Origin of the sequence: Anianabacter salinae, assembly GCF_019061145.1 — a bacterium.
Taxonomy (GTDB): Bacteria; Pseudomonadota; Alphaproteobacteria; order Rhodobacterales; family Rhodobacteraceae; genus Anianibacter; species Anianibacter salinarum.
In genome coordinates this window covers 596,144-614,631 of sequence record NZ_JAHQZS010000002.1, presented here as the reverse complement: position 1 = coordinate 614,631, position 18,488 = coordinate 596,144, and the positions used below count along the sequence as shown (strand labels likewise).

At 66.2% G+C, this 18,488-nt stretch carries 19 protein-coding genes and 1 tRNA gene; 17 read left to right on the top strand and 3 right to left on the bottom strand.

Annotated elements, in window-relative coordinates; translation table 11 throughout:
* Positions 1-39: 39 nt before the first annotated feature.
* The 6 genes from KTJ87_RS07560 to KTJ87_RS07535 are packed head-to-tail and all read left to right on the top strand — an operon-like array spanning position 40 to position 4,702.
* Positions 40-351 carry a heavy metal-binding domain-containing protein gene (locus tag KTJ87_RS07560; protein ID WP_267138489.1) on the top strand — a complete coding sequence of 104 codons (312 nt, stop codon included), beginning with the start codon at positions 40-42 and terminating at the stop codon, positions 349-351.
* A 9-nt stretch (positions 352-360) separates the two neighbouring features.
* On the top strand, positions 361-1,119 hold the full coding sequence (sufC, locus tag KTJ87_RS07555) for a Fe-S cluster assembly ATPase SufC (protein WP_267138488.1): 759 nt from the start codon (positions 361-363) through the stop codon (positions 1,117-1,119).
* Positions 1,119-2,405: a Fe-S cluster assembly protein SufD gene (sufD, locus tag KTJ87_RS07550; RefSeq protein ID WP_267138487.1), complete on the top strand. Its 1,287-nt coding sequence runs from the start codon at positions 1,119-1,121 to the stop codon at positions 2,403-2,405. The genes sufC and sufD overlap by 1 nt, the downstream gene beginning before the upstream one ends.
* Positions 2,405-2,899 carry a YIP1 family protein gene (locus KTJ87_RS07545; protein WP_267138486.1) on the top strand — a complete coding sequence of 165 codons (495 nt, stop codon included), beginning with the start codon at positions 2,405-2,407 and terminating at the stop codon, positions 2,897-2,899. The genes sufD and KTJ87_RS07545 overlap by 1 nt, the downstream gene beginning before the upstream one ends.
* On the top strand, positions 2,896-3,477 hold the full coding sequence (locus tag KTJ87_RS07540; RefSeq protein WP_267138485.1) for a Yip1 family protein: 582 nt from the start codon (positions 2,896-2,898) through the stop codon (positions 3,475-3,477). Before KTJ87_RS07545 ends, KTJ87_RS07540 begins: the two co-directional genes overlap by 4 nt.
* Before the next feature lies 1 nt (position 3,478).
* Entirely contained in the window at positions 3,479-4,702 is a 1,224-nt protein-coding gene (locus KTJ87_RS07535) for a cysteine desulfurase (RefSeq protein ID WP_267138484.1), read from the top strand.
* A 3-nt stretch (positions 4,703-4,705) separates the two neighbouring features.
* Here the strand turns inward: KTJ87_RS07535 and KTJ87_RS07530 are convergent, their stop codons facing one another.
* The gene (locus tag KTJ87_RS07530) at positions 4,706-6,205 is read right to left on the bottom strand and encodes a fused MFS/spermidine synthase (protein WP_267138483.1); all 1,500 of its coding nucleotides are present in this window, start codon (positions 6,203-6,205) and stop codon (positions 4,706-4,708) included.
* A gap of 118 nt (positions 6,206-6,323) precedes the next feature.
* Between KTJ87_RS07530 and KTJ87_RS07525 the strand changes: the two genes are divergently transcribed.
* Positions 6,324-6,400 (top strand) — tRNA-Arg (locus tag KTJ87_RS07525).
* Between the two features lie 25 nt (positions 6,401-6,425).
* Here KTJ87_RS07525 and KTJ87_RS07520 read toward each other — a convergent pair.
* Together KTJ87_RS07520 and KTJ87_RS07515 are read right to left on the bottom strand one after the other, a co-directional pair.
* Positions 6,426-7,325, bottom strand: coding sequence for a sugar kinase (locus KTJ87_RS07520; RefSeq protein WP_267138482.1), 900 nt, complete (start codon positions 7,323-7,325; stop codon positions 6,426-6,428).
* Positions 7,322-8,050 (bottom strand): GntR family transcriptional regulator, encoded by a 729-nt coding sequence (locus KTJ87_RS07515; RefSeq protein ID WP_267138481.1) that lies wholly within the window; start codon positions 8,048-8,050, stop codon positions 7,322-7,324. Before KTJ87_RS07515 ends, KTJ87_RS07520 begins: the two co-directional genes overlap by 4 nt.
* Before the next feature lie 164 nt (positions 8,051-8,214).
* Between KTJ87_RS07515 and uxaC the strand changes: the two genes are divergently transcribed.
* The 10 genes from uxaC to KTJ87_RS07465 all read left to right on the top strand — a co-directional run bounded on the left by uxaC (position 8,215) and on the right by KTJ87_RS07465 (position 18,484).
* A complete protein-coding gene (gene uxaC, locus KTJ87_RS07510) occupies positions 8,215-9,615 on the top strand; it encodes a glucuronate isomerase (RefSeq protein ID WP_267138480.1) in 1,401 nt (466 codons plus the stop codon).
* Positions 9,616-9,641: 26 nt separating this feature from the next.
* On the top strand, positions 9,642-10,622 hold the full coding sequence (locus KTJ87_RS07505) for a TRAP transporter substrate-binding protein (RefSeq protein ID WP_267138479.1): 981 nt from the start codon (positions 9,642-9,644) through the stop codon (positions 10,620-10,622).
* 61 nt (positions 10,623-10,683) lie between these two features.
* Entirely contained in the window at positions 10,684-11,205 is a 522-nt protein-coding gene (locus KTJ87_RS07500) for a TRAP transporter small permease (RefSeq protein ID WP_267138478.1), read from the top strand.
* Positions 11,206-12,486 (top strand): TRAP transporter large permease, encoded by a 1,281-nt coding sequence (locus KTJ87_RS07495; protein ID WP_267138477.1) that lies wholly within the window; start codon positions 11,206-11,208, stop codon positions 12,484-12,486.
* Positions 12,487-12,494: 8 nt separating this feature from the next.
* The gene (locus KTJ87_RS07490; RefSeq protein ID WP_267138476.1) at positions 12,495-12,800 is read left to right on the top strand and encodes a cupin domain-containing protein; all 306 of its coding nucleotides are present in this window, start codon (positions 12,495-12,497) and stop codon (positions 12,798-12,800) included.
* A gap of 17 nt (positions 12,801-12,817) precedes the next feature.
* Positions 12,818-13,642, top strand: coding sequence for a 5-dehydro-4-deoxy-D-glucuronate isomerase (gene kduI, locus KTJ87_RS07485; RefSeq protein ID WP_267138475.1), 825 nt, complete (start codon positions 12,818-12,820; stop codon positions 13,640-13,642).
* Positions 13,639-14,382, top strand: coding sequence for a 2-dehydro-3-deoxy-D-gluconate 5-dehydrogenase KduD (kduD, locus tag KTJ87_RS07480; RefSeq protein WP_267138474.1), 744 nt, complete (start codon positions 13,639-13,641; stop codon positions 14,380-14,382). Before kduI ends, kduD begins: the two co-directional genes overlap by 4 nt.
* Entirely contained in the window at positions 14,372-15,799 is a 1,428-nt protein-coding gene (locus tag KTJ87_RS07475) for a mannitol dehydrogenase family protein (RefSeq protein ID WP_267138473.1), read from the top strand. Before kduD ends, KTJ87_RS07475 begins: the two co-directional genes overlap by 11 nt.
* Positions 15,796-16,968, top strand: coding sequence for a mannonate dehydratase (gene uxuA, locus KTJ87_RS07470; RefSeq protein WP_267138472.1), 1,173 nt, complete (start codon positions 15,796-15,798; stop codon positions 16,966-16,968). Before KTJ87_RS07475 ends, uxuA begins: the two co-directional genes overlap by 4 nt.
* On the top strand, positions 16,961-18,484 hold the full coding sequence (locus KTJ87_RS07465) for a UxaA family hydrolase (RefSeq protein ID WP_267138471.1): 1,524 nt from the start codon (positions 16,961-16,963) through the stop codon (positions 18,482-18,484). The genes uxuA and KTJ87_RS07465 overlap by 8 nt, the downstream gene beginning before the upstream one ends.
* Positions 18,485-18,488: the final 4 nt, after the last annotated feature.

Genomic DNA, 18,488 nt, shown 5'->3' with positions numbered 1-18,488 from the left:
ACGAACCTTTGTCGAACATGCATCACAAGAGGAATGACCATGATCGTCACCACCACACCTTCGGTCGAGGGCCGCAAGATCACCGCCTATCATGGCATCGTCGTGGGCGAGGCCATTCTGGGCGCCAACGTGTTCCGCGACATCTTTGCCGGGATCACGGACATCATCGGCGGACGGTCGGGCGCCTACGAGAACTCGTTGATGGAAGCGCGGACGACCGCGCTGCGGGAACTGGAAATACGCGCGGGCGAGATTGGCGGCAACGCCGTCGTCGGCGTCGACCTTGATTACGAGGTCATCAACAACATGCTGATGGTCAGTGCATCCGGCACTGCCGTCACTCTGGATTAAGGACGAAAGATGCTTGAGATCAAGAACCTGCACGTCAAACTTGAAGAAGAGGACAAGCAGATCCTCAAGGGCGTCGACCTGACCGTCGAGGCGGGCAAGGTGCACGCGATCATGGGGCCGAACGGGTCCGGCAAATCGACGCTGTCCTATGTCCTGTCGGGCCGTGACGGATACGAAGTGACGGACGGCTCGGCAACCCTGCTGGGTGAGGACATCCTCGAGATGGAGCCCGAAGAACGCGCGGCGGCGGGCATGTTCCTGGCGTTCCAGTATCCGGTGGAAATCCCCGGCGTCGGCAACATGACCTTCCTGCGCACCGCGCTGAATGCACAGCGCAAGGCGCGCGGCGAGGACGAGATGAGCGCGGCGGATTTCCTCAAGATGATCCGTGAGAAGGCCAAGACGCTCAAGATCGATGCCGACATGCTCAAGCGTCCGGTGAACATGGGCTTTTCGGGCGGCGAGAAAAAGCGCAACGAAATCCTGCAGATGGCCGTGCTGGAGCCGAAGATGTGCATCCTCGACGAGACCGACTCGGGCCTCGACGTCGATGCGATGAAACTGGTCGCCGACGGTGTGAACGCGCTGCGCGATGCCGGGCGCAGCTTTCTGGTCATCACCCACTATCAGCGCCTGCTCGACCACATCGTGCCCGACGTCGTCCACATCATGTCGAACGGCAAGATCGTGAAGACCGGCGGGCCCGAACTGGCGCTCGAAGTCGAGACGAACGGTTACGCCGAATTCCTCGACCCGGAGGTCGCATGATGGCGTTGCCGCAAGCGAAGCGCGATGCGACCGAGGCGCGTCTGGCGCAAGTGACGCTGCCCGAGGGCGCGGCCTGGGCACGGGGCGCGCGCAAGGGCGCGCTCGACCGGCTGACAGCGATGGGCCTGCCGCACCGGCGCGATGAATACTGGAAATTCACCCGGCCCGAGACGCTGTTCGACCTGCCCGCGCCACCCGCAAAGGTCTTCAGCGCGGAAGAGCCGCCGGTGTTCGAGACCATCGACCGGCTGCGCATCGTGTTCGTCGACGGCGTCTTTGATCCTGAACAGTCCGACGCCTTGGACATGGACGGCGTCGTGATCGAGCGTCTGGCAGATGCCTCGGCGACCGACATCCACTGGGCCAAGGACCTCTATGGCACGCTCGAGACGCGCGGGCAGACGCCCGTGCCGCGCCCGCTGGCCGCTCTCAACACCGCGACGGCAAGCGATGGCCTCTTGATCCGCGTCACGGGGCAGGCGCCCCGGCCGATCCACATCTTCTACCTGCACCGCGACGAAAGGTCGGACGCTGTGCTGCACAACGTCGTCAAGGTGGAACGGGGCGCTTCGGCGACGATCCTTGAAACCGGCCCGGCGGCGGCGCGCTTCAACAAGGTGATGGAAATCGACGTCGCGGACGGCGCGCGGCTGAACCATATCCGCACGCAAGGTAGGGACCATGAACGCCGCGCGGTGACGCATCTGTTCGCGCGGCTTGGCGCCGAGTCGGTGTTCAAGTCCTTTACCCTGACCGTGAACGGCGTTCTCACGCGCAACGAATGCATCGTCGAATTCACCGGCGACAACGCGCTGGCCCATGTCGCGGGCGCGGCGGTGGGCGATGGCGATTTCCACCATGACGACACGGTGTTCGTGACCCACGACGCCTTTGCCTGCGAAAGCCGGCAGGTGTTCAAGAAGGTGCTGCGCAACGGCGCCGTTGGTGTGTTCCAGGGCAAGATCCTGGTGAAACCGGACGCTCAGAAAACCGACGGCTACCAGATCAGCCAGTCGCTGCTTCTGGACGGCGACAGCCAGTTCCTCGCCAAGCCCGAGCTCGAGATCTACGCCGACGACGTCGCCTGCTCGCATGGCTCGACCACCGGGGCCATCGACGAGACGGCGATGTTCTACCTGCGCTCGCGCGGGGTACCGAAGTCGCAGGCGCAAGATCTTCTGGTGTTGGCCTTCCTTGCTGAAGCCATCGAAGAGATCGAGGATCCGCAGATCGCGGACGAGATCCTCGGGCGGCTTGATGCGTGGCTTGGTCGCCGCAGGGGCTGATGGCACTGACAACCGACATCCTGGGCAGCTACCGCGCCCCGCGCCGTGTCATGCGGCGGCATCTGGACGCAGGGGTGCGTGAGGATCGCGCGCTTTTCTATCTGATGCTGGGCTGCGCGGTGCTGTTCGTGTCGCAATGGCCAGTGCTGGCGCGCGACGCTTATCTCGACCCGTCCGTTCCGCTGCAGGCGCGCCTTGGCGGGGCGCTGCTGGCGCTTCTGTTCATCGCGCCGCTCGTGCTGTACCTGCTTGCGGCGCTCACGCATCTGCCGATGAAACTCGTGGGCGGGCAGGGCAGTTGGTTCGGCGCGCGCCTTGCGTTGTTCTGGGCACTGGTTGCGGCGGCGCCGCTTTGGCTGTTGAACGGGCTTGTCGCGGGATTTCTGGAGGGACCGATCGTGCAGATCGTCGGGTTTGTAGTGCTTGTCGGCTTCCTGGCGCTCTGGGGGGCCAGCCTGTGGGAAGCGGAACGTCCCGAAGGGCCTGCGGCATGACCTTTGGCGATATCCTGCGGCTTGGCGTGTCGAGCATTCCCAATCCGCAGCAGGGCCTTCGGGCCGTGTTCAGCCTTGGGCTGGGGCGGGCCGAGGCGTGGCAGGCGCTGATCCTGATGGTCGTGGTCTCGACCCTTCTGGGCGAGGCGACGGCGGCGCTTTTGCCGGTGTCGGCCAGCATCGCCGGGCCGCTTCTGGCGACGCCGCTTCTGGCCTTCGTCGTCCAGCTTTGCCTCTTGGTCGTGGCCGTGTTCGCAATCTTCTGGATCGGCCGCGCGATGGGCGGAACCGGCGCGTTCGAGGATGCGGTTCTTACGGTGGCCTGGCTGCAGTTCATCCTTGTGATGTTGCAGCTTGCGCAAATCGCGGCGCTTGTCGTGTTCCCGCCGGTGGCGGCCTGGCTGGGCATCCTCGGGATCGGGCTGTTCTTCTGGCTGGTGACGCATTTCACCGCTGCGCTGCACGGTTTCACGCAACCCGGAAAGGTGTTCCTGATGGTCGTGGTGTCGATGCTGGGCATCGCCTTTGGCCTGTCGATCATCCTGTCGCTGATTGGCGTCTCGGCGCCCGGAGCTTGATATGACTTACGATGTAAATGAGATCCGCAAGGATTTCCCGATCCTGTCGCGGACGGTGAACGACAAGCCGCTGGTCTATCTCGACAACGGCGCCTCAGCGCAAAAGCCCCAAGTCGTGATCGACGCGATGACGCAGGCCTATTCCATGGAATATGCCAATGTTCACAGGGGCCTGCACTATCTCTCGAACCTTGCCACCGACAAGTATGAGAGCGTGCGCGGCAAGATCGCGGCGTTCCTTGGCGCCGGGTCCGAAGACGAGATCGTGATGAACACCGGCACCACCGAGGGCCTCAACCTTATAGCGTATGGTTGGGCGATGCCTCGGATGGAGGCGGGCGACGAGATCATCCTGTCGGTGATGGAACACCACGCCAATATCGTGCCCTGGCATTTCCTGCGCGAACGGCAGGGGGTCAAGCTGGTGTGGGTCGATGTCGATGCCAACGGCGATCTCGATCCGCAGATGGTGCTGGATGCGATCACCGCGCGCACCAAGCTGATCGCGGTCACGCACCTGTCGAACGTGCTGGGCACCAAGGTGGACGTCAAGGCGATCACACAAGGCGCCCATGCGCAGGGCGTGCCTGTTCTGGTCGACGGCAGCCAGGCCGCCGTGCACATGCCGGTCAATGTGCGCGACATCGGCTGCGATTTCTACGCCATCACCGGGCACAAGCTGTATGGCCCATCGGGGTCCGGCGCGATCTACATCCGGCAGGAGCGTATGGCCGAGATGCGCCCGTTCATCGGCGGCGGTGACATGATCCGCGAAGTCCGCAAGGACGCGGTCGCCTGGGCCGATCCGCCGATGAAGTTCGAGGCGGGCACCCCCGGCATCGTTCAGCAGATCGGTCTTGGCGTGGCGCTCGACTACATGATGGGTGTCGGGATGGACGCGATCGCGGCGCATGAACACGCCTTGCGCGACTATGCCCGCGACCGGCTGGACGGGCTCAACTGGCTGACGGTGCAGGGGAAATCTGCGGACAAGGCGGCGATCTTCTCGTTCACGCTGGACGGCGCGGCCCATGCCCATGACATCTCGACCGTGCTCGACAAAAAGGGCGTCGCGGTGCGCGCGGGCCAGCACTGCACGGGGCCGCTGATGGAGTTCCTCGGTCTGTCCGCCACCTGCCGCGCGTCGTTCGGGATGTACAACACCACCGCCGAGGTCGACGCATTGGTCGACGCGCTGGAGCTGTGCCATGAGCTGTTCGCCTGAGCGCTAGCCGCCCGGTCCCAGAAGCCGGTCGATCGGCGCGTAGTCATCCGTAAGGATCAGCGTTCCCCGCGCCATCACCTCGTCCACGAACCGCCCGTCCAACGCGCCAAAGACCGTGCGGTCGGGCGAGGGGACGGCAAAGCTGTCCGCGGGCGTCGGCGCGTCTCCGGCCGCGATAACGAACACCATGCGCGCGCCCGGTTCTGGCGGCGCGGCGATGGTCCAGACCTCGACCACCTCGAAGACCTCTGACAGGGTGCGCGTGACGGCGCCAAGCGCCTCCAGCCGATCCTCGAAGTCGATCACGTTCATCAGATAGCTGCCCCCGGGCTCCAGCCGCGCCTGCACCAGTTCGAAGAACTCGCGGGTGATCAGGTGGGCGGGCACCGCGATGTCGGTGAAGGCATCGCCGATCACCACGTCGTAGCGGTCCGGCCGCGTCAGCAGGGCGCGGCGGGCATCCTCGTGCAGGACGCGGGCAGGGGCGGGATCGAACCAGAAATCGCGCACGGCGGTTTCGGTCACCGCAGGGTCGATCTCGGCCACGGTCACGGGTCCGGCGCCGCGCATCGCAAAGGCGCGCGGGATGGAATACGTGCCCCCGCCGAGGAAGAAGCTGGTGAAATCGCTCCGGGGCGCGCGCAGCCGTGCCAGCGCATCCAGCATCGCCGCGTGATCGGTGAACATGACACCGGGAAGGTCGCGCGCGGACATGCCATGCACAAGGTGGTCCAGCACCATCATCCGCACCGGCTGGTCCGCGTCGGCGGAGACATCCAGCGTGCGGATGCAGAAGTAACGGCTTTCACGGTCGCACTGGCCGGGAACCATCAGGCTTGCCAGCGCCGCGCCCGAGATCGCCAGCGCCGCAAGGACGGGCGCCGCATTCAGCCCCGGACGGGAGAGCGCGAAGCAGCCGAGCGCGGTTGCGCCATAGACCAGCGTGACCACGACCAGCGTGCCGGACGAGCCGAGCCACGAGATGAAGACGAACCCCGCCATCAGAACGCCCGCGATGGCTCCGGCGGCGCCTGCCGCGAAGAGCGCGCCCAAGGCCCGCCCCGACTGCTCTGCCGGTTCCGCCGCGACGGCGATCTGCGCGAGCACCGGCGCAGGGACACCCGCGAAGAACGACGGCAGGAAGAACACCAGACCCGCGAGCGTCACGATGGCCAGGACCGGGTGTCCGATGCTTGCCAGCACAGGCCCGGCGATCCCCGCAAGCAGCACACCGGCAAGCGCCGTTGTCGTGGCGGCGGCAAGGATGATCCAGCCCGTCCTGCGAAGGGCTGCCGCTGGCGCCCGCCCCGCGATGCGCCCGCCCCACCAGTGCCCGGCAGAGAACCCCGCAAGGACCACCGCGATGACAGCCGTCCAAGTGTAAAGCGACATGCCGACATAGGGCGCAAGCATGCGGCCCGCGACGATCTCGACCACCAGCGAGGCTGCTGAGACGGCAAGCTGGATCGCGACAAGGGCGCCCAGCGATCGGGAATTCGGCATGGTCCGGCAGTCCTTCTATGGCCCGGCCATCATGCGCCCCGGCCACGCGTCCGCAAGATCACCGGAGACATATTTCCCGTTGCGACACTCCTGCGTGCTGGGTATACGCCCCGGTGAAGCACCCGTAGCTCAGCTGGATAGAGCGCTGCCCTCCGAAGGCAGAGGCCAAAGGTTCGAATCCTTTCGGGTGCGCCAAGCCTTCCCGCGATGTGCAGCCGCCTCAGTCAATCTCGACCAGCGCGCCCCGTGCCTGCACGACCTGCGCTGCAAGCGTGGCCCCTGCGCGGATGGCATCCGCCAGCGCCTTGCCGTCGATCAGGCCTGCAAGGCATCCGGCGTTGAACGAATCCCCTGCGGCGGTGGTGTCGACCACATCGGGCGCGGGCACTGTGTCATGTTCCGCGATCTCTGTGCCGTTCCGCGACAGGATTCGGCGGGCGCCGTCCTTGACGATAACAAGGCGCGCGCCCGCCTCGGCGTAGCGCGCTGCCGTCGTGGCGGGCGAGGCATCTCCGAAATGCGCCGCCTCGTCGTCAAAGCTGGGAAGCGCGATGTCGCACACGGATGCGGCCTGCATCACCGCGCGGGTCATCTCGGCGGGGTCTGACCACAGGCGCGGGCGCAAGTTGGGATCGAAGGCGACCTGACCGCCGCCTGCGCGAAAGGTGCGCAGCACGTCCTGCAGCGTGGCGCGATCGCCGGGGGGCAGGATCGCCAGCGTGATCCCCGAGACATAGGCCATCTGCGCTTTGGTCAGCGCCGCCTCCAGCGCGGCGCGGTCGGCGGCGAGACTGCGCGCCGCGCTCTGGCCGCGCCAGTAGCTGAAACTGCGCTCGCCGTCCTGCAACTGGATGAGATAGAGGCCCACGGTGCGATCCGGCAGCCGGGCGATGTGATCCGTGCCGATCCCGGCGCCCGTCAGAAAGGCCAGCATCCGGTCTGAGATGCCGTCGGTGCCGATGGCAGTCAGGTAGTCGACGCTGTGCCCTGCGCCCAGAAGGCGGCGCAGATACCACGCGGTGTTCATCGTGTCCCCGGCAAAGCCCATGCGATACTCGCCATCCCGCTCCAGCGGCGACATCTCGACCATGCATTCCCCTATCGCGACGATTCGGGTCATGTTTCTGCATCCGTGAACCAGCTGTGATTGGTCGCCTTCAACTCTTCGATAAAGGTCAGGATCCGCGACAGGTGACTGTGGATCGCCTTCTCGGCCGCGTCGGGTGCACGGGCTGTGATCGCGTTCAGGATGTCGACATGCTCGGCCAGCGCCAGCTTTTGCGACGAGGTGCTGAGCGACAGCATACGCACGCGGTCCATGTGCGCCTTGTTGTCGTGGATCAGTTCCCAGACATAACCTACGCCGGACTGCACGCAGATTTCGCGGTGAAACTCGTCATCGAGCGCATGAAAGCGGGTGCGGTCCTGATCCTTGACGGCGACGCGCTGCGCGTCCAGCAGCGCAGAGAGCGTGGCAAGACCGGCCTCGCTTACCTTGTCGCAGGCGGTCCGGCAGGTCTGGATCTCCAGCGCGGTCCGGATGTAGCGCGCGCGCAGCACCGCCGCCTCGGAGATCAGGCTGACCGTCGTGCCGCTTTGCGGACGGATTTCAAGAAACCCAAGCTTTGCCAGCCGCTTGAACGCCTCTCGCACGGGTTGGCGGGACACGCCCAGCCGGTTCGCCACCTCGGCCTCGGAAATCCGGGTCTGCGGGGCCATTTCCAGCGTCAGGATGCTTTTCTGCAGAATTTCAAAGGCCTGGTCGGCCACCGTCGGCAGCTGTGCCCGCCTGAGCGGGCGCAGGGGCAGAACATCCTCGATCCGCTTTGCCGCCGCGTCATCCATCCGGGGACCTCTTGTCTGGCCATGCTGTTGGCGCAGCATAGCACGGCATGCGCGGCAGGATGCAACTGGGTTATCAGTTGACGGGCGAAAATTACGCAACTAGGATATCACTCAGCCGGTTCCGGACTACGAACCGCGCTGCCAATGCGGAGAGGGGGCACATCTTGCTGGACGACGATCGGCTTTTTCCGGCGGACCCTGCCGTGCGTGCCATTGCGCGCAGCCTTTACGAAGGTGTCCGCGATCTGCCGATCCTAAGCCCGCATGGCCATACCGATCCGCGCTGGTTTGCCGAGGACGACTGCTTCCCCGATCCGGCCCGGCTGTTCGTCGTGCCCGACCACTACGTCTTTCGCATGCTGCACTCGCAAGGCATCCCGCTCGACTCCCTTGGGGTGCCGCGCGCCGACGGCGGTGAGACGGAACAGGACCCGCGCAAGATCTGGCGTCTGTTCGCAGGGAACTACCACCTGTTTCGCGGCACCCCATCGCGGATGTGGGTCGACCACGCGCTGAGCGAGGTCTTCGGCGTGACCGACCGGCTGTCCGCAGCAACGGCAGACGCCATCTATGACCATGTCGATGCCTGCCTGAAACAGGATGCCTACCGTCCGCGCGCCCTGTTCGAGCGGTTCAACATCGAAGCCATCGCCACGACCGAAGGCGCCACCGACGACTTGCGCTGGCACCGGATGATCCGCGACAGCGGCTGGACGGGCAGGGTCATCACCGCCTATCGCCCCGATGCCGTGGTCGATCCAGAGACGGACGGCTTTGCTCAGAACGTCGAGCGCATGGGCGAGATGGCGGGCGAGGATGCGACCACCTGGACAGGTTATCTTGCCGCCCACCGCAACCGGCGCGCCTTTTTCAAGAGCTTCGGCGCCACGTCGTCGGATCACGGCCATCCCACCGCACGGACCGAGGATTTGCCGCAGGATGTCGCCGCCGCGCTGTTCAACAAGGCGCTGCGCGGGGCCTGCACGGCGGACGAGGCCGACGCCTTTCGCGGGCACATGCTGACCGAGATGGCGCGGATGAGCCTCGACGACGGGCTGGTCCTTCAAATCCATCCGGGCGCCTTGCGCAACCATTCGGCCCGCGTGCTGGCGCAGTTCGGACGTGACAAGGGCCATGACATTCCCGTGCGCACGGATTTCGTCCATGCGCTGCGTCCGCTTCTGAACGCGGTCGGGCACGAGCCGGACCTGACGATCATCCTGTTCATGCTGGACGAGTCCACGCTTGCGCGTGAACTTGCGCCTCTGGCCGGCGTCTATCCGGCGCTGAAGCTGGGGCCGCCGTGGTGGTTCCACGACAGCTATGAAGGGATGATGCGGTTCCGCGAAACCGCGACGGAAACGGCGGGGTTCTACAACACCGTCGGCTTCAATGACGACACCCGCGCCTTCTGCTCGATCCCGGCCCGCCACGATGTGGCGCGGCGCGTGGATTGCGCATTTCTGGCCAGGCTTGTCGCCACCGGCCGCCTTGATGCGGATGAGGCGCCTGAAGTGGCGCATGACTTGACGTATCGGCTTGCAAAGCAGGCTTACCGGCTCTGACAGGGCCATTTTCTGGGAGGAAAACCATGACTTACTTCAAGACTCTGGGCGCCGCGCTGCTGGCCAGCGCCGCGATGGCATCCGCCGCCGCGGCCTGCGAGATCACCTTGCGCTCGTCCGACACCCATCCCGAGGGCTATCCGACCGTCGCGGCCGTCGAGGCAATGGGCGACATGCTGGAAGAGCGCTCGGATGGCCGTCTGTGCATCGAGGTGTTCCACTCGGCCCAGCTGGGCGAGGAAAAGGACACCATCGAGCAGACGCAGTTCGGCGTGATCGACATGAACCGCGTCTCGCTTGGCCCGTTCAACAACATCATCGAAGAGACGCAGGTGCCGTCGCTGCCCTACATCTTCCGCTCGGTGGAGCATATGCACAAGGTGATGGACGGCCCGGTCGGTCAGCAGATCCTGGACGCGTTCAGCGATCACGATCTGGTCGGCCTTGCCTTCTATGACGGCGGATCGCGCAGCTTCTACAATTCCGAAAAGCCGATCAATTCGATGGACGACCTTGCGGGCATGAAGTTCCGGGTGATGCAGTCCGACATGTTCGTCGACATGGTCGCCGCGCTTGGTGCCAACGCCACCCCGATGCCCTACGGCGAGGTGTATTCCTCGATCCAGACGGGTGTGATCGACGGCGCCGAGAACAACTGGCCGTCCTATGACAGCTCGGGCCATTTCGAGGTCGCCAAGTACTACACGCTGGACCAGCACCTGATCGTTCCCGAGGTCCTGGTGATGGCCAAGTCGTCTTTCGACAAGCTGAGCGCCGAGGACCAGCAACTGGTGCGCGACGCGGCGAAAGAGTCGGTTCCGGTCATGCGCGAGCTGTGGCAAGCGCGCGAGGCCGAGTCCGAGGCGCGGGTGCGCGCGGCAGGCGTCGAGATCGTGACCGACATCGACAAGACGCCGTTCATCGAGGCGATGGGCCCGGTCTATGAAAAATACGTGACCTCGGCCAATCTTCAGCAGATGGTCGCGGACATTCAGGCGACGGAATAAGCCTCTTTCGGCCCGCGCCGCCACGCGCGGGCCGATCCCTTAAACCGCAAAGGACGCGCGTGTGAAATCCGCGATGATCTCTGTCGCCCGCATCGCCGGGCTGTTGTCGCGCGCCGCGCTCTGGCTTGCCGGGGTCGGGCTGGTGCTGATGACCGTGCTGATCGCGGCGCAGGTATTCTGGCGCTACGTGCTGAACGACAGCATCGTCTGGACCGAGCCTGCGTCGGTGATGATCATGGGCTGGTTCATCTTTCTGGGCGCCGCCGTCGGCATCCGCGAGGGGTATCACCTGTCCTTCGACGTGGTGCTGTATTTCATCTCCGAGCGCGCGCGGCTGGTGCTGTATTCGGTGTCGGATTTCTTCGTCGGGGCCTTCGGCGTCGGGATGATCTGGTTCGGCTGGCAGCTTGCCGTGAAGACCGTTGGCAACCGCATCCCCAGCCTCGGCCTCTCGGGTGCCTTCGATTTTGCCCCCATCGTCGCGGGCGGCGTTCTGGTCGTCCTGTTCTCGGCCGAGCGTATCGCGCGTCGCCTTGCGGGGCTGCCGACCTCGCGCTTTGGCGATGACGCGGTGGAGCAGTAGATGGAACTTTACGTCCTGTTCGGAACCTTCGTGTTCCTGCTCTTGATCGGCACGCCCGTCGCCTTCTGCCTTGGCGTGTCCAGCTTCGCGACGATCCTCTATCTTGGCCTGCCGCCCGTCGTGGTGTTCCAGCGCCTCAATTCGGGCGTGTCGGTGTTCGCGCTGATGGCGATCCCGTTCTTCATCTACGCGGGCGACCTGATGGTGCGCGGCGACATCGCCCGGCGGCTGGTGGCGCTGGCGGGGGCCTTTGTCGGCCATCTTCGGGGCGGCCTGGGGCAGGTCAACGTCCTGTCGTCGGTGATGTTCGGGGGCGTGTCCGGCTCGGCCGCCGCCGATGCAAGCGCCGTGGGCGGCCTGATGGTGCCGCAGATGAAGGAGCGCGGATACGACGTTGATTACGCGGTGAACATCACGGTCGTCAGCTCGATCATCGCGCTGATGCTGCCGCCGTCGCACAACATGATAATCTATTCCATCGCTGCTGGAGGCCGCATCTCGATCGCAGATCTGTTCACCGCGGGGATCATCCCCGGGCTGCTGCTGGCCGCCGTCCTGATGGTAGCCGCCTGGTGGGTCGCGGCGCGCAAGGGCTATCCGGTGCAGAAGTTCCAGGGTTTCCGCATGATCGGCACGCTGTTCGTGTCGGCCGCGCCGGGCCTGATCCTTGTCGCGATCATATTCGGCGGCGTGCGCTCTGGCGTGTTCACGGCATCGGAATCGTCGAACATCGCGGTGGTCTATGCGCTGGTCGTGACGTTCTTCGTCTACCGCAGCCTGTCCTGGCACGACTTCATCGAAGCGACCTTTGCCGCCGTGCGCACGACCGCGATGGTGCTGATGGTGATCGGATGCGCCGCGTCCTTCGGCTGGCTTCTGGCCTATACGCGGGTGCCTGCGTCGATGGTCGAGATGCTGCAGGGCGTGTCGGACAATCCGATCGTCATCCTGCTGCTGCTGAACGTGATGCTGCTGGTCCTTGGCACCTTCATGGACATGTCGCCGCTGATCGTCATCACCACGCCGATCTTCCTGCCTGTCGCCACCGCCTTCGGGGTCGATCCGGTGCATTTCGGCGTGATCCTGATCCTCAACCTCGGCATCGGCCTGTGCACGCCTCCGGTGGGGGCGGTTCTGTTTGTCGGCTGTGCGGTGGGGCGCATCCCGGTCTGGGACGCGGTGCGCACGATCTGGCCATTCTACGGCGCGGCGCTGATTACACTGATGCTTGTGACCTACATTCCGGCGCTGTCGCTCTGGCTGCCGTCGCTGTTCCGCTAGAGGCCGCCATGACCTTTCCCGTCGTCCCAACCGATCCCGGTGTCAGCCGTCAGGTGCTCGCCGAAACCGCCGCGCTGATGGTGGTCGCCTTCCGGTTCAAGGCTGGTGCGGAAGGCAAACTGCACGATCACCCCCACGTCCAGGCAACCTATGTCGAGGCCGGGCGGTTCGCCTTTACCGTGGACGGGGTGACCCATGATCTGCGGCCCGGCGACAGTCTTGTCATTCCGTCCGGGGCACGGCACGGCTGCACCTGTGTCGAGGCGGGCACCCTGATCGACACCTTCGCGCCCCGCCGCGACGATTTTCTGTGACGAAAGGCCAATTCACCATGCTGACGACCGAAACCCGATACGCCATCGACCCCGCCACCGCCAAGACGCTCGACACCGAGCAGTTGCGCGATCATTTCCACGTTGGCGGGTTGTTCGCGCCGGGCGAGATCCGGCTGGTCTACAGCCATTACGACCGCCTGATCCTGGGATCTGCCGTTCCTGCAGGCGGATCGCTGACGCTCGACCGGGTCGAGGCGAGCGGCACGCCCTCGATCCTAGACCGGCGCGAGATGGGCGTTCTGAACATCGGCGAGGCCGGAACGGTGTCGGTCGCCGGGCAGGACCACGAGATCGGCACCGGCGAGGTTCTCTATATAGGCATGGGCGCGGGCCCGGTGACCTTCAGCGGCGCAGGGCGTTTCTATGTGCTCTCGGCGCCCGCCCACGCCGCGCACCCGACCCGCCTGATCCGGCTGGCCGATGCCCGCCGCGTCGAGCTTGGCGCGCGCGAGACCGCGAACGAGCGCGTCATCATCCAGTTCCTGCACCCCGAGGTCTGCCAGACCTGCCAGCTTCTGATGGGCTACACGCAATTCGCCGAAGGCTCGGTCTGGAACACCATGCCCGCGCACCTGCACGACCGCCGGATGGAGGCTTACCTGTATTTCCAGCTTCCCGAAGCCGCGCGCGTCTTTCACCTGATGGGAGAGCCGTCGCAGACCCGGCACATCGTCATGGCCAATGAAGAGGCGGTGATCTCTCCGCCCTGGTCGATCCATGCGGGCGCGGGCACGTCATCCTATACCTTCTGCTGGGCGATGGCGGGCGATAACGTCGATTTCACCGACATGGACATGGTGGATATGGGAGATTTGCGGTGAGCGATGCGTTTTCTCTGAACGGGCGCAAGGCCCTCGTGACCGGCGCCAACACCGGCATCGGCCAGGCGATCGCGGTCGGGCTGGCAGAGGCGGGCGCCGAGGTGATCTGCGCCGGACGCCGATCTTGCGACGACACTGTCGCGCGGATCGAGGCGGCAGGCGGCGCGGCGTCGTCGGTGCTGGTGGACTTTGCCGACCCGATGGCCGGGCAGGGGCTGTTCAGCGCGGGCGGTATCGACATCCTCGTGAACAACGCCGGGATCATCCGCCGCGCGGATGCGACCGAGTTCTCGGAGGCGGACTGGGACGCGGTAATGGACGTGAACCTCAAGGCGCTGTTCTTCACCACGCAAGCCTTCGCCAAGGCGGTTCTGGCAGAGGGCGGACGCGGCGCGGTGGTCAACATCGCCTCGCTCCTGTCGTTCCAGGGCGGCATTCGGGTGCCGTCCTACACCGCGTCCAAGCATGGCGTGGCCGGGCTGACCAAGATCCTTGCGAACGAATGGGCCGCCAAGGGCATCAACGTCAACGCCGTGGCACCGGGCTATATCGAGACCAACAACACCGAGGCCCTGCGCGCCGATCCCGAGCGCAACAAGGCCATCCTTGACCGTATCCCGGCGGGGCGCTGGGGCGCGGCAGAGGATATCGCGGGGGCGGCGACGTTCCTGTGCACGCCCGCCGCGCGCTATATCCACGGCGCGGTCCTGAACGTCGACGGAGGCTGGCTTGCCCGCTGACGGTCTTGTCCCGCAGGGCGCTGTGCGCCCTGCCACCGGCATCGTCCACCTTGGCCTTGGCGCGTTCTTTCGCGGCTTTGGCTGTGTCTATGTGGCCGATGCGATGGCGGCATCGGGCGGGGATTGGGGCATCGTCGGCGTGTCGCTGCGCAGCCCCGGCACCCGCGATGCTCTGCGCGGACAGGACTGGGCCTATACGTCGGTCACGCTGGACGGCGCGGCTGAGACGGTTCGCCGGATCGAAGTGCTGAACGAGGTCCTTGTGGCGCCCGAGGACCCCGAGGCGGTGCTGGCGGCGATGGCCGATCCCGGCGTGCGGATCGTGTCACTGACGGTCACGGAAAAGGGCTATTGCCACAATCCCGCTACCGGGCGGCTGAACCTCGACCACCCCGACATCCGGCATGATCTGGCCCATGCGTTGCCGGTCTCGGCGCCCGGGTTCCTCGTGCGGGCGCTGGAGCGGCGCCGCGTGGCCGGATCAAGGCCGTTCACCGTTCTGAGCTGCGACAACCTGCCCGAGAACGGGCGCGTCCTGCGCGGCGTGGTGCTGGACCTTGCGAGGGCGATCGACCCGGCGCTTGCCGACTGGATCGCGTCCGATGGGCGGTTTCCTTGCACGATGGTCGACCGGATCACCCCCGCGACCACGCCCGATGACATCGCCCGCATCGATGCCCTTACAGGTACCCCGGATGCCGCGCCCGTGCTGCACGAGCCGTTTTCGCAATGGGCGGTCGAGGATGATTTCGTCGACGGCGCGCGCCCCGATCTTGCCGCTGCCGGGGCCGAGATGGTGGCAGATGTCACCGCCCACGAACACATGAAGCTGCGGATGCTGAACGGCACGCATTCCGCGCTGGCCTATACGGGCTATCTTGCGGGGCACCAGACCATCGCCGATACGGTGGCCGATCCGGTCCTCGCCGCCTATGCCCGAACGCTCTGGTCCGAGATCATGCCCGCCGTCACCGCGCCCGCTGGCGTCAGCCTGCCGGACTACGCCGATGCGCTGCTGGCGCGTTACGCCAACCCCGCGATCCGGCACCGGACCTGGCAGATCGCCATGGACGGCAGCCAGAAACTGCCGCAACGCCTGCTTGGCACCTTGCGCGATAACCTTGCGGCGGCGCGCGCCTCGCCGGCGCTGTGCCTCGCCGTGGCAGCATGGATGCGCTACGCCGGTGGCATCGACGAGACGGGCGGCGCCATCGACGTGCGCGACCCGCTGGCGGACGATCTGCGCGCCCTGTCCGAAAACTCTTCCACCCCCGCCGAAGTCGTGCGCGCGATCCTGTCCTTGCGGGCAGTGTTTCCGGCGGACCTTGCCGCCGATCTTCAAGCGCCGCTCACCGAGGCGGCCGAGCGGCTGTGGTCGGTCGGCGCAAGCGCCGCCGTGCAAGAGGTTTCGGCATGATCGAAAGCTGGCGCTGGTACGGGGAATTCGACGCCATTACGCTGCCAGAGGTCGCCCAGACCGGCGCGCGCGGCATCGTCAGCGCCCTGCATGCCATCCCCTATGGCGAGGTCTGGCCGCGCGATGCCATCGCCGCTCGCCGCAAGGAAATCGTAGCGGCCGGGTTCGACTGGGTCGTCGTCGAAAGCCTGCCGGTCCACGAGCGGATCAAACGCGGCGAGGGAGACCTGCCGCAGCTGTTTGCCAACTATCGCCAGTCGATGGCCAACCTTGCCGCCGAGGGCGTGACCCGCATCTGCTACAACTTCATGCCGCTGCTGGACTGGACGCGCACCGACCTTGCCGCCCCGGTCGCGGGCGGGGCGGCATGCCTGCGCTTCGACGCTGCGCGCATGGCCGCCTTCGAGATCCACATGCTGGGCCGGGCCGCCGCCGAAGACGATTACCTGTCCGAGGTGCGCGCCCGCGCCGCGGTCTGGTTCCAGCGTTCCACCGACGCAGAGCGGGCGGCGCTGGTCTCGGCGATCATGGCCGGATTGCCCGGCGCCTTCGACCGCTACGACGTGGACGGGCTGCGCCGCGCGCTTGCCGCCTATGACGGGATCGGCCGCGACGCGCTGCGCACCAACTACAAGCGGTTTCTGGACGAGGTCGTGCCTGCCGCTGAAGACCTTGGCATACTGCTGTGCGTGCATCCCGATGATCCGCCGCGCGACATTCTCGGCCTTCCGCGCATCGTGTCGGACGGCGACGATCTGGAGTGGATATTGCGCGCCGCCGACAGCCCCGCGAACGGGGTCACGCTCTGCTCGGGCTCGCTTGGCGCGAACCCCGGGAACGACGTGCCAGACATCGCGCGCCGGGTTGCGGGCCGTATCCATTTTGCGCACCTGCGCAACGTGCGAAAGGACCCCGACGGATCGTTCGAAGAGGCCGCACATCTTGACGGCGACACCGACATGGTGGCGCTGATGCGCGTGCTGCTGGAGGAAGAGGCCCGGCGCGCGGGTGAGGGGCGCGCGGATCATGCGATCCCGTTCCGCCCCGATCACGGCCACCACATGCTGTCCGATCTGGACCGCGACCTGATCTCGGGCTACCCGCTGATCGGCAGGCTGCGCGGGCTGGCAGAGTTGCGCGGTGTTGCAAGGGCGCTGGCCCATGGCTGACCCGCTGGTCCTGCACCCCGCTGACAACGTCGCCGTTCTGACGGCGCGGGCCGCTGCGGGCGCCCGGCCGCTGGGGCAGGGCGCACCGCTGCCGCAGCCCGTGTCTGCCGGACACAAGATCGCCTGCCGCGCGATCCCGAAGGGCGGCGCCGTGGTAAAGCTGGGCCAGTTCATCGGCACCGCCAGCGCCGACATCGGTGTGGGCGCGCATGTCCACAGCCACAATTGCGGCTTCATGAGCCCCCGGCAGGACTACGCCATCGGCGCCGATCTGGCGCAGGCCGAGGCGGCGATCCCGCGGATGCCGCCGCTATCCTTCATGGGCTACTTGCGCGGCGACGGGCGGGTCGGGACGCGCAACTATATCGCGCTCGTCGCAACGGTGAACTGCTCGGCCACGGTGATCCGCAAGGCCGCCGCCGAGATCGAGTCGAGCGGGCTGCTGGACCAATTCCCCTCCGTCGACGGAATCGTCGCGCTGGCGCACGGCACCGGCTGCGGGATGGCGTCTTCGGGGCGCGGGTTCGAGATCCTCGACCGGGTGCTCTGGGGCCACGCGACGCATCCCAATGTCGGGGCGACCGTGTTCGTTGGGCTGGGCTGCGAAGTGATGCAGATCGCGCGGATGCAGTCGCATTTCGGCCCTGCCGGGACCGAGCGGTTTCACGCCCTGACCATTCAGGACACCGGCGGCACCCGCGCCACCATCGACGCGATCAAGGCGCATGTCGCCGAGGTGTTGCCCGAGGTGAGCCGGGCCGCTCGCAGCCCGCAACCTATGTCGGCGCTGCGCGTGGCGCTGCAATGCGGCGGCTCTGACGGGTTTTCCTCCATTACCGCCAATCCCGCGCTCGGGGTGGCGAGCGATCTGGTCGTCGCACAAGGCGGCAGCGCCATCCTGTCCGAGACGCCCGAGATCTACGGCGCCGAACAGCTGCTTCTGCGCCGCGCCGCGTCGGACGGGGTCGCGCGCAAGCTCATCGGTCAGATCAGATGGTGGGAAGACTACACCGCCCAGACCGGCGGTTCGATGGACAACAACCCCAGCCCCGGCAACAAGCAGGGCGGCATCACCACGATCCTCGAGAAGTCCCTTGGCGCCGCGTCCAAGGGCGGCGCGACGCCGCTGCGCGCGGTCTATGACTATGCCGAGCGGGTGACAGACCCTGGCCTCGTGTTCATGGATACGCCCGGCTACGATCCGGTGTCCGTGACGGGGCAGATCGCCGGCGGCGCACAGATCGTGGTGTTCACGACCGGGCGGGGATCGGCCTTCGGATCAAAGCCTGCGCCGACGATCAAGGTGGCGACGTCGGACAGGTTGTTCGCGCAGATGCCGGATGACATGGACCTGAATGCAGGCGACATCCTGTCGGCGGGCGTGGCGCTTCAGGACAAGGGGCGCGAGATTTTCGACGTGATCCGGGCCGTTGCGTCGGGGCAGGTCACGAAGTCCGAGGCGCTTGGCCTTGGCGACCACGAATTCGTGCCGTGGCAGATCGGCGCCGTGATGTAGCGGC

Excerpts from the sequence above, each read along its gene's own strand:
- KTJ87_RS07530 (WP_267138483.1), bottom strand. The coding sequence starts at position 6,205 with ATGCCGAATTCCCGATCGCTGGGCGCCCTTGTCGCGATCCAGCTTGCC.
- KTJ87_RS07465 (WP_267138471.1), top strand. The coding sequence starts at position 16,961 with ATGGCTGACCCGCTGGTCCTGCACCCCGCTGACAACGTCGCCGTTCTG.
- KTJ87_RS07495 (WP_267138477.1), top strand. The coding sequence starts at position 11,206 with ATGGAACTTTACGTCCTGTTCGGAACCTTCGTGTTCCTGCTCTTGATC.
- kduI (WP_267138475.1), top strand. The coding sequence starts at position 12,818 with ATGCTGACGACCGAAACCCGATACGCCATCGACCCCGCCACCGCCAAG.
- KTJ87_RS07540 (WP_267138485.1), top strand. The coding sequence starts at position 2,896 with ATGACCTTTGGCGATATCCTGCGGCTTGGCGTGTCGAGCATTCCCAAT.
- sufC (WP_267138488.1), top strand. The coding sequence starts at position 361 with ATGCTTGAGATCAAGAACCTGCACGTCAAACTTGAAGAAGAGGACAAG.
- KTJ87_RS07560 (WP_267138489.1), top strand. The coding sequence starts at position 40 with ATGATCGTCACCACCACACCTTCGGTCGAGGGCCGCAAGATCACCGCC.
- KTJ87_RS07545 (WP_267138486.1), top strand. The coding sequence starts at position 2,405 with ATGGCACTGACAACCGACATCCTGGGCAGCTACCGCGCCCCGCGCCGT.
- uxuA (WP_267138472.1), top strand. The coding sequence starts at position 15,796 with ATGATCGAAAGCTGGCGCTGGTACGGGGAATTCGACGCCATTACGCTG.
- KTJ87_RS07520 (WP_267138482.1), bottom strand. The coding sequence starts at position 7,325 with ATGACCCGAATCGTCGCGATAGGGGAATGCATGGTCGAGATGTCGCCG.
- KTJ87_RS07515 (WP_267138481.1), bottom strand. The coding sequence starts at position 8,050 with ATGGATGACGCGGCGGCAAAGCGGATCGAGGATGTTCTGCCCCTGCGC.
- sufD (WP_267138487.1), top strand. The coding sequence starts at position 1,119 with ATGGCGTTGCCGCAAGCGAAGCGCGATGCGACCGAGGCGCGTCTGGCG.
- KTJ87_RS07490 (WP_267138476.1), top strand. The coding sequence starts at position 12,495 with ATGACCTTTCCCGTCGTCCCAACCGATCCCGGTGTCAGCCGTCAGGTG.
- KTJ87_RS07505 (WP_267138479.1), top strand. The coding sequence starts at position 9,642 with ATGACTTACTTCAAGACTCTGGGCGCCGCGCTGCTGGCCAGCGCCGCG.
- KTJ87_RS07535 (WP_267138484.1), top strand. The coding sequence starts at position 3,479 with ATGACTTACGATGTAAATGAGATCCGCAAGGATTTCCCGATCCTGTCG.